Annotated in this window: 7 protein-coding genes and 2 pseudogenes; 7 read left to right on the top strand and 2 right to left on the bottom strand. The window is 42.4% G+C overall.

Annotated features, from left to right (window positions below; genetic code table 11):
- Both RS130_RS23475 and RS130_RS23470 read right to left on the bottom strand, forming a co-directional pair.
- Window positions 1–1,017: aldose epimerase family protein (locus RS130_RS23475; RefSeq protein WP_316027943.1), on the bottom strand; the 1,017-nt coding region annotated here is incomplete at its 3' end.
- A gap of 52 nt (window positions 1,018–1,069) precedes the next feature.
- The gene (locus RS130_RS23470) at window positions 1,070–1,975 is read right to left on the bottom strand and encodes an SMP-30/gluconolactonase/LRE family protein (RefSeq protein ID WP_316027942.1); all 906 of its coding nucleotides are present in this window, start codon (window positions 1,973–1,975) and stop codon (window positions 1,070–1,072) included.
- 360 nt (window positions 1,976–2,335) lie between these two features.
- On the opposite strand from RS130_RS23470, the gene mraZ reads away from it, so the two are divergent.
- From mraZ to mraY, 7 genes and pseudogenes are all read left to right on the top strand, one after another.
- Window positions 2,336–2,794 (top strand): division/cell wall cluster transcriptional repressor MraZ, encoded by a 459-nt coding sequence (mraZ, locus tag RS130_RS23465; protein ID WP_316027941.1) that lies wholly within the window; start codon window positions 2,336–2,338, stop codon window positions 2,792–2,794.
- Window positions 2,794–3,729, top strand: coding sequence for a 16S rRNA (cytosine(1402)-N(4))-methyltransferase RsmH (gene rsmH, locus RS130_RS23460; RefSeq protein ID WP_316027940.1), 936 nt, complete (start codon window positions 2,794–2,796; stop codon window positions 3,727–3,729). The genes mraZ and rsmH overlap by 1 nt, the downstream gene beginning before the upstream one ends.
- The gene (gene ftsL / locus RS130_RS23455; RefSeq protein WP_316027939.1) at window positions 3,726–4,046 is read left to right on the top strand and encodes a cell division protein FtsL; all 321 of its coding nucleotides are present in this window, start codon (window positions 3,726–3,728) and stop codon (window positions 4,044–4,046) included. The genes rsmH and ftsL overlap by 4 nt, the downstream gene beginning before the upstream one ends.
- A pseudogene (locus RS130_RS23450) lies at window positions 4,043–5,880 on the top strand (peptidoglycan D,D-transpeptidase FtsI family protein). The gene ftsL and the pseudogene RS130_RS23450 overlap by 4 nt, the downstream one beginning before the upstream one ends.
- Window positions 5,870–7,432: a UDP-N-acetylmuramoyl-L-alanyl-D-glutamate--2,6-diaminopimelate ligase gene (gene murE, locus RS130_RS23445; protein ID WP_316028139.1), complete on the top strand. Its 1,563-nt coding sequence runs from the start codon at window positions 5,870–5,872 to the stop codon at window positions 7,430–7,432. Before RS130_RS23450 ends, murE begins: the two are co-directional and overlap by 11 nt.
- Window positions 7,429–8,837: pseudogene (locus tag RS130_RS23440) on the top strand (UDP-N-acetylmuramoyl-tripeptide--D-alanyl-D-alanine ligase). The gene murE and the pseudogene RS130_RS23440 overlap by 4 nt, the downstream one beginning before the upstream one ends.
- On the top strand, window positions 8,831–9,913 hold the full coding sequence (mraY, locus tag RS130_RS23435) for a phospho-N-acetylmuramoyl-pentapeptide-transferase (protein WP_316027938.1): 1,083 nt from the start codon (window positions 8,831–8,833) through the stop codon (window positions 9,911–9,913). The pseudogene RS130_RS23440 and the gene mraY overlap by 7 nt, the downstream one beginning before the upstream one ends.
- Window positions 9,914–9,917: the final 4 nt, after the last annotated feature.

Here is a 9,917-nt window from a genome sequence, read left to right as displayed (position 1 = left end):
TTCATTTGCCTTTAATATTGGCGAAGGGAAATGAGGCTGGTTAGGGGAGTCAGGGTAGAATTGACTCTCAAAGCAGACTCCTTGATTGGCTTGATAAATCGCAGCGGATTTACCCGGCATATCTTTGAAATGGTTAGCCGTAAAAATTTGCATACCCGGCATAGAGGTAAAAACGTCCATTTTTATTTGTGCTTCGTCACTAACACAAGTTCCAGCAAAGTTTGCTTTCGTTTGAATAGGACTAAAGTTATCTAAACACATATTATGATCTAATCCGTTGCCATATTTAATTTGTGGGTGAGATGATGCTAATGCTATTTTTATAGGGCTTAATTCGGTTAAGTCAAAAGGTGTTCCTTTGACTGAGGCAATTTCGCCAGTAGGTATAGCGTTTTCATTAGTAGGTGTGTACGAACTTGCGACTAGTGAAATTAAGTGATCTTTTACAGAGCCACTGTTGTGACCATTTAAATTAAAGTAAGCATGATTTGTCGGGTTAAAAACGGTATCTTTATCCGTTTTGGCAAAGTACTCTATGCGAAGTGTGTTGTTTTCCGTCAGCGTATAGATTACGTCAACTTGGATAGAGCCGGGAAAGCCTTGGTCACCATCCCAGCTTAAAATACTCAATTTTAAGCTGGGAGTTTCGTTTTCTGCTAATACTTCAACGTTCCAAGGGTAAGCATTGAAGCCAACTTTGCCACCATGTAGGCAATTACCTGCTTGATTCACTTCTACCCGAAACTCTTGGTCATTAAGAGAAAACTTTCCTTGAGCAATGCGATTTGCATATCGACCAACTAGTGCGCCTAGGTAACTACCGTCGGTTAAGTATTCCTCAAGAGTATCAAAGCCTAGGACAATGTCTTTATTGCCCTGTGAGGTAGGTAGCTGAAAACGCCTCAAAATACCGCCTAGTGTTAAAATATCGACAGAAACGCCTTGCTTATTGATAAGCGTATATTGTGTTACTTCTTGTCCGTTTGCGAGCGTTCCGAAGTGTCTACTTTTGATCATAATATGGGTACCAGTTTGTTGTTGGTTTAGTTAATAGTAGAGAGCCTCTACCTTAAATACTTCTTGATAGTGTACAAATTGATTCTTGCAGCCCTGTGTAAGGTGTTTGGAATACGAATACATCTCCGTTGGCAGGTTCGGCGTTAATGTGTACAGAGTTGATGTTTTGTCGCGCTGATGTCACGATTAAATGCTGTAAATTGGGGCCACCAAATGCAACGCAAGTGGGTTGTAAACAAGGGGTATCTAATACCAATAGCACTTTGCCTTCAGGTGAGTAACGTTTGACTGTGCTACTGCCCCATTGCGCATTCCAAATACAGCCTTCACTGTCCACGCATGAGCCATCAGGAAATACTTCATTATTAGTATGAGCAAAATCAGTCAACGGCCCTATTTCGCCTGTTAGTATATCAAGCCTTGATTGCGAAATGGTCTGAGTGGGAGAATCAGCAAAATACATGACGTCGCCTTTAGGACTCCAGCAAAGCCCATTGGATACTTTAACTTGATCGATAACTCTCGTCACAGATTTGTCGTGCTCCAATCTATACAAGGCTGCTTTATGTTTGCTTTCATCAACGCCTTCATCTTGCATCATAGTGCCCGCCCAAAATCGGCCTTGACGGTCTACTCTGCCGTCATTTAGGCGGGTATGAAGTAAGTCGCTTTCTATCTTGGCAATCCACTCTGTTTGCCCGCTTATAGGGTGAAAGAAAGCAAAACCAGTTTCAAAAGCACAAATTAACCAGCCATGTTCGCTGGTAAAACCAAAGCAACCGAGCCTTTCAGGGCAAGGGTACTGTTGGACTGATGTTGCAGCAAATTTCCAGCTATATAGAACGTTGTTTTGAATATCCGTCCAATATGTGGTCTGGCTATTGTGGTCCCAAATTACTCCTTCGCCTAATGTATTCGCTACAGGTAATTGGTGTGTGAGTGCGATAGATTGAATCAATTTTTAACCTATTTAGCGGCAAGGAAAATGTTCAGTTTAAAGGGATTTAATTTCAACTTAAATCATCTTTTACAGATTGTATACTCGTACAACAATAAGTATGAAATTAATTGCTACTGTCGCTAAATAGTGCCATTTCTCGCTTTTCCCAACCATATCATAGACTTCGCAACGCATATTTTTAGAATGCACAAATTCGCCAGTCAAATGACCCGTTTTAGTCCTTGACATGATAGTCGGGTGGTACATAAACTGTCATTCGTGGGTAAAAGTGTCATAAAGTGGATCTAAATGGATCAGAATGTCAAAATTACTCATCCAAATTAACTTATTAATGCAAAACATATAAAAGGGTTAGGAATGTTCCGCGGCGCTAGCGCAATCAATCTAGATATTAAAGGGCGAGTTACGATACCGACAAAGTATCGTCAATCCCTGCTGGATGATTGTCAAGGGCAACTGGTATGTACCATTGATATCCAACAACCTTGTTTACTGCTTTATCCTCTTCCTGAATGGGAAGAAATTGAATTAAAACTTAGCCGTTTATCAAGCATGATAGAAACAGAGCGTAGATTGCAACGAATGTTGCTCGGCAACGCTTCAGAAGGTGATATGGATAAAAATGGTCGTTTTTTACTAAGTGCACCACTACGCCAACACGCCAAACTTGATAAACAGATTATGTTAGTGGGACAGCTCAACAAATTTGAGATCTGGGATGCTGACGTATGGCAAAAACAAATTAGTGCAGATGTGGCCACTGAGTTAGAAGGTGGTTTTGAATTAACAGAAAAATTGCAGGACTTCTCACTTTAATGAACCCGACTTTCTCACATCAATCTGTTTTGTTGCAGGAATCCATTGACGGTTTATCAATTAAACCCGATGGCGTCTATTTGGATGCTACTTTCGGCAGAGGCGGGCATTCTAAGAAAATTCTAAGTCACTTATCAGCAAACGGTAGACTGATTGCTATTGATCGTGATCCTACAGCCATTGAGGCGGCTGAAGTTTTGGCGGATGACCCAAGATTCTCTATTCATCATAGTACTTTTTCAAAGTTGGACATGGTAGCTATCGAGCTGGGCTTAGTGGGTAAGATAGATGGAATATTGATGGATCTAGGTGTTTCATCTCCACAGTTAGATGACGCTGAAAGAGGTTTTAGTTTCATGCGCGAAGGTCCCTTAGATATGCGTATGGATACTAGTAAAGGAATGAGTGCGGCCCAGTGGTTAGCAACCGCTGAAGAGCAAGATATTAGCCAAGTTATCAAAGAGTTTGGTGAAGAAAAATTTGGTAAGCGTATTGCTCATGCAATAGTCAATACAAGACAAATCACACCAATAACACACACGTTGCAATTGGCCGAGATTATTGATCAGGCTGTACCGGTTAAGGATAAATTTAAACACCCTGCTACACGAAGCTTCCAAGGGATCCGTATATACATAAATAGTGAATTAGACGAAATTAAAACTGGACTGAAAGCGGCCTTAAATACTTTGGCTCCCCATGGGCGTTTAGCCGTGATTAGTTTTCACTCATTAGAAGATAGATTGGTTAAGCGGTTTATGCGGGAGCAAAGTCGAGGCTTAAACGTGCCAGCCGGTATGCCAATAATGCAGGCTGAAATTGATGCGGCCAAAGCTATGAAAACGATTGGTAAAGCAATTAAGCCTTCGGCTTTAGAGTTGGAGCATAATATTCGGGCGAGGAGTTCGGTTCTGAGGGTGGCAGAGAAACTATGAAAAATGCCACTTCAAACTTTAACCTACTCAGTTTTATTCTCGCTGATTTAGCCCGCCATCCAGTGCGGGTTTTGTTGTTTCTAGCGGTACTAGTTAGTGCAGGGTTAGTGATACTCAGTGCACACCATAATAGACAAATGTCAATGGCCATAGAACGCTTAATGCAAGAACAAGATCGTTTGGATGTGGAATGGCGACATTTAGTGTTAGAACAAAGTGCACTGGCGGAGCATAGCCGCATTGAGAATTTAGTGAAGAAGAAACTCGATATGCATCGTCCCGATCCCAATGATGAAGTAGTGGTGAGGTTGAAATGACCAGAACCACTAAACGAAGAGTCAATAAATCAGGTAGTCACGCTAAAAGCAACAGTGTGCCGGGATTATTGCGCTGGCGTTTTATGGTGGTTATTGGTGCGATTGTTTTAGTCTTCGTAGGGTTGAGTGTTAGAGCGGTTTATATACAGGTGATTGACCCTGACCTATTGATTAAACGGGGTGATAGTAGAACCCTGCGCGAGCGTGATAATCCTTTGCATAGAGGACTCATTACCGATAGAAATGGTAAACAACTTGCCGTGAGTGTGCCTGTCCAAGCTGTTTGGGCTAACCCTGAGACTATCGCTAATTCTATTGCTGAATTATGGAAAAAAGCTGAAAAAGATCCTGAATTTGACCTTGCTGGCAAATTGGCTGCGAATAAAAAGCGTTGGAAAGCACTAGCTCAAATCCTAGGCAAAGATGTGAAGTACTTACAGGACAAAGTTAGTGATCCTGAAGACACTTTTGTATACATACAACGCCAAGTATCACCGGCCATGGCTGAATATGTAAGACAACTTAAATTACCTGTAGCGTACATCTGCGCAATGAGTCCAGAAGGTATTATCCTAGTGGCGAAGTGTCTGCTCACATTATAGGCTTTACTGACGTCGACGACGTGGGTATAGAGGGGGTGGAAAAGCTCTATAATAAACTACTTACTGGTTCTCGCGGCTCACGCGTCATTCGTAAAGATGGCAAAAACCGTATGGTTGAACTTATTGAATATAATGAAGGTGAGAAGCCTACTGATATTCGCCTGACTATAGATCAACGTATTCAAGCCATTGCCTACAAAGAACTAAAACAAGCCGTGCAATATTACCGTGCTGCTTCTGGTTCAGCTGTTGTGCTTGACGTGAAAACCGGTGAAATACTTGCTTTGGCCAATAGCCCTTCTTTTAATCCAAATAATTTGTCCAGCGCTTTACCGCATAAAGTACGTAATCGAGCAGTGACAGATGCATATGAGCTAGGTTCATCGGTTAAACCTCTAGCAGTTTTGAGCGCGTTAGAATTTGGTTCGGCAACGCCCGAAACCATTATTAATACTTCACCAGGCTGGATGCATTTAGGCGGCAATATTGTACGTGACTCGCGAAACTACGGAAAAATTGATCTAACGGAGATTATTCGTAAATCTAGCAATATGGGGACATCAAAATTAGCCCTATCTGTGCCTAAAGAATTCTTAATTGACATGTACTATAACGTAGGTTTGATGAGTGATAGCGGCGCAAACCTGATGGGGGAAATAAGTGGAATTTTCAATGAGCGTAATCGCTGGTCTGATTTCGAATTGTCCACCTTATCATTTGGCTATGGAATTTCTGTAACGGCGCTGCAACTAGCGCGTATGTATAGCATCATCGCTGATGGTGGCATGAAGCGCCCGCTAAGCATTATTAAGACTGATAGACCAGTAGAAAGTGAGCGAGTTATTAGTGAACAAAGTACTCATCAAATTCTTAATATGATGGAAACCGTGGTGCAAAAAGGTGGCTCTGCCGAAAAAGCAAAAGTACCGGGTTATCGAGTAGCTGGCAAAACAGGGACTAGTCGTAAAGCGGTTGCTAACGGATATGGTGAAGATTACGTGAATATATTTGCTGGGGTTGCACCTGTGTCTGATCCTCAGTTGGCGGTAGTGATCTTGATCAACGAGCCCAAAGGTGAACACTATTACGCAGGACATACGGCAGCCCCAGTTTTTTCTCAGGTCATGGCTGCTAGTTTACAGTTACTCAATGTACCACCTGATGATAAGACGGTTTCGTCTTTGGCGTCAGCTCCTAAGCAAGAAATCATAAGGAGTAATGATGCAGGCTGATATGGTTAGTATTGATAATCAATTTCCACAAGCGTTTGATCAAAGCATTAAGCCTTTGTTGGCTCATTATGCCATTGATGCGCCGGATATCATGATAAGTGATTTGGTCTTGGATAGCCGAGAAGTGGCTATTCATAAGGCTTTTATTGCGATCAAAGGACATAGTCGTGACGGTCGAGACTTTATTCCTCAGGCTGTAAGTTTGGGGGCTAAAGTAATTTTGGCTGAATGTGATACTGAACAAGAACACGGCAATATTGAGATGCGAGAGCAGAGTATTATCATCGCTTTTTATCAGCTTGTAGAAAAGTTGTCACAGCTCGCCGGTTACTTCTTTCAATTCCCAGCTAATTCTATGTCGGTTGTTGCCGTAACTGGTACTAATGGGAAAACTTCTATCGTGCAACTTACAAGTCAATTGGCGAGTTTGTTGGGTGAAAAAGTGGCGTCAATTGGTACTTTGGGTTCGGGTGTTTACCGCGCGAGTGAATCTGAACAAGCTTTGCACACTACCATTAATACCACGCCAGACGCGATCAGTATGCAAAGGCTGATGGCTGAATACATTGGTGAAGGGGTGTATCAAGTGGCACTAGAGGCATCGTCTCATGCTTTGGTGCAAAATCGTATCAAAGCTGTCAAAACCGACGTCGCTATTTTCACTAACCTCTCTCGCGATCATCTAGATTATCATGGGTCAATGTCTGAGTACGCTGCGGCAAAACGACAACTTTTAACTCAGCCTGAATTATCTTATGCCGTCATTAACGCTGGCGATATCGAACACAAAAATTGGTTGGCGGAAGTGCCTAGCACTGTTTCAGTTGTATTGTATGGACAAGATATTAATCCGCAATCTATTGCCAAAAAATACAAGTATTGTTTGGCTAAAAATGTGCAATACACAAGTTCGGGCTTAAGGTTGACATTGCAGTCTTCTTGGGGGGACTGTGAAATGCGTTTGGCTTTGATGGGACAATTTAATGTCGCTAACATTTTGGCTGCTATAAGCGCGCAATTATGTTTGGGCAAAAGCTTAAAACAGATTGCTTATGTCGCACAAAAGTTGACGCCTGTCGTAGGTCGAATGGAGCTTTTCAGTCAACATAATCGTGCCACCATAGTGGTGGACTACGCTCATACACCGGATGCTTTAGAAAAAGCACTACAAGCCACTCGACAACATTGCGCAGGTAAGTTGTTTTGTATTTTTGGCTGTGGCGGTGATAGAGATACGGGTAAGCGCTCTTTGATGGGGGAAATAGCCGAGCAGCTAGCCGATCATGTTGTGTTAACAGACGATAACGTTCGCAGTGAAGACCCTAAAAGAATCGTCCAAGATATTTTGTCCGGCTGCAGAAATCCAGAAGTCATCAAAGTGGAACATGACCGTAAACGAGCAATTCAACTGGCTGCTGATCTAGCCGTAAAAGGTGACATGATTTTACTGGCTGGTAAAGGGCATGAGACATATCAAATCGTAGGAAATCAAACAGTGGCGTACGATGAACGACAGTACGTTGCAACATTTCAAAAGGGGAAAACCATATGATCCCAGTTTTACTTTCTTGGGTTGCAGAGCAAGTTCATGGTCATATTAAAGGTCAATTTGAGCAGGGCTTAGTGGTAACTGGTGTCAGTACGGATACCAGAAGCATAGAAGCTGGTGATGTATTTTTAGCCCTGCAAGGCCCGAATTTTGATGGCCATCAATTTGTACAACAAGCCAATGAAAAAGGGGCAATAGCGTTAATCGTTAGTCAACCCGTCGAGACCGACTTGCCTTATATTCTAGTGGAAGATACTAAACTCGCTTTGGGAGAATTTGGTGCCGCAATTAAAGCGTTGGTTGCGCCAAAAACTATAGGCATAACCGGTAGTAGCGGTAAGACTACAGTGAAAGAAATGGTCGCTGCTATTCTTTCCCGTCGTGGCAAAGTGTTAGCGACCAAAGGAAACTTGAACAATGACCTTGGTGTGCCCATGACGCTATTGCGGCTTGAAAAACACCATGAGTTTGCGGTGATAGAGATGGGAGCCAATCATTTAGGTGAAATTGCATACACCACTAAATTAGTACAACCCGATGTGGCTACAATTGTTAATGCAGCGGCAGCACATCTAGAAGGGTTTGGCAGTCTATTAGGTGTAGCAAGAGCTAAAAGTGAAATATTCAAAGGTTTAAATGAGTCCGGTTTAGCCATTGTCAATGCTGACAGTCAGTTTGCAGATTATTGGTTAGGCAAGCTTAAGTACAATAAAGTACAGACCTTCTCGGCCGAAAAACAGGCTGATGTATTCGCCGAAGATATTATCTTAGGCTTAGATGGTTGCGCGCAATTCAAATTAAATACACCAAAAGGCTGCTGCGGCATAAGTTTGTCTCTGCTTATGGTTTGCACAATGTTAGTAACGCTTTGGTGGCTGCATCTTTAGCTCTAGAGGTTGGAGCAACGTTGCACGATATAACTGAAGGATTGCGTTGTATGCCTCATGTCTCTGGCCGGCTCAATGTCAAGCAACTGACCAATCAGGTCAAAATTATTGATGATACTTATAATGCAAATGTGGCGTCTGTACATGCCGCTATTGATTTGTTAGCGAGTTTCGCGGGTCGTAAATTATTATTACTAGGCGACATGGCCGAACTAGGTGAAAAAGCACGGTTCTACCATGAGCAAGTGGGGGTATATGCCAAAGAGAAAGGCATTGACGAATTATATAGCTTAGGGGTGCTCAGCCAAAGTGCAAGTGATGTATTTGCAGCAAAAGGTAAGCACTTTAGTGAGTTGAATCAAATGGTCGAGTTTTTGAATGAACATATCATTTTTGAAAAGCAGGATATTAGTATTTTAGTTAAAGGTTCGAGAAGTGCGCGTATGGAGTTAGTGGTAAAGGCATTGGAGGCATCACCTGTGGGAAAGCTTGAAAGGGTTAGGGAGCGAATCGCATGCTGATTTGGTTGGCAGATTGGTTGCAACAATACGAACCTAGTTTTCGGGTGTTTTCGTATCTAACCTTGCGTGCCATTTTAAGTACATTAACGGCGTTGGCTATGGCTGTCATTATCGGGCCTAAAATGATCCGTTGGTTACAGAACCTACAGATTGGTCAAACAGTTAGAGATGATGGGCCAGAGTCCCATTTAGCTAAAACGGGCACACCTACTATGGGTGGCTTATTAATTTTAGCCGCTATTGTGGTCAGTGTTTTGTTATGGGCAGACTTAAGTAACCGTTATGTTTGGGTGACATTATTTGTCGTAGTCACATACGGCATTATAGGATTTGTCGACGACTATCGAAAAGTCATTCGCAAAGATGCCAAAGGACTGATTGCTCGGTGGAAATACTTTTGGCAATCCATCATCGCAATAGCCGTTGCTGGGTATTTGTATTGGGCACAACAAAACCCTGCGGAGACCGCGTTATTAATCCCATTTTTTAAAGATGTTATGCCGCAATTAGGTATTTTCTTTTTAGTTTCAACTTATTTTGTAATTGTTGGAACCAGTAATGCAGTGAACTTAACTGATGGCTTAGATGGGCTAGCTATAGTGCCTACGATTTTGGTGGCAGGGGCTTTTGCCATTTTTGCCTATGCTACGGGAAATGTGAACTTTTCAGCCTATTTGAATATTCCCTATATCCCACTAACCAGTGAATTAGTGATTGTTTGTACCGCTATGGTGGGGGCAGGGTTAGGATTTCTATGGTTTAACACCTATCCAGCTCAGGTTTTTATGGGGGATGTAGGCTCGTTAGCTTTGGGTGGCACCTTAGGTATATTGGCTGTGTTAATTAGGCAAGAAATAGTATTGGTTATCATGGGCGGTTTGTTTGTAGCCGAGACCTTGTCGGTCATTTTGCAGGTTGGTTCGTTTAAGCTTCGGGGGAAACGAATTTTTAGGATGGCACCTATACATCACCATTACGAATTGAAGGGCTGGCCGGAGCCAAGAGTGATTGTTAGATTTTGGATTATTTCCTTAATCTTGGTGTTGATTGGTTTAGCTACCTTGAAATTGCGATAAGGGA

It is taken from the genome of Paraglaciecola aquimarina (assembly GCF_032464635.1).
GTDB lineage: Bacteria > Pseudomonadota > Gammaproteobacteria > Enterobacterales > Alteromonadaceae > Paraglaciecola > Paraglaciecola aquimarina.
Note: the sequence above shows the minus strand (reverse complement) of the source record. Positions and strands in the feature narration are given on the sequence as shown.

Excerpts from the sequence above, each read along its gene's own strand:
- mraZ (WP_316027941.1), top strand. The coding sequence starts at position 2,336 with ATGTTCCGCGGCGCTAGCGCAATCAATCTAGATATTAAAGGGCGAGTT.
- rsmH (WP_316027940.1), top strand. The coding sequence starts at position 2,794 with ATGAACCCGACTTTCTCACATCAATCTGTTTTGTTGCAGGAATCCATT.
- ftsL (WP_316027939.1), top strand. The coding sequence starts at position 3,726 with ATGAAAAATGCCACTTCAAACTTTAACCTACTCAGTTTTATTCTCGCT.
- murE (WP_316028139.1), top strand. The coding sequence starts at position 5,870 with ATGCAGGCTGATATGGTTAGTATTGATAATCAATTTCCACAAGCGTTT.
- mraY (WP_316027938.1), top strand. The coding sequence starts at position 8,831 with ATGCTGATTTGGTTGGCAGATTGGTTGCAACAATACGAACCTAGTTTT.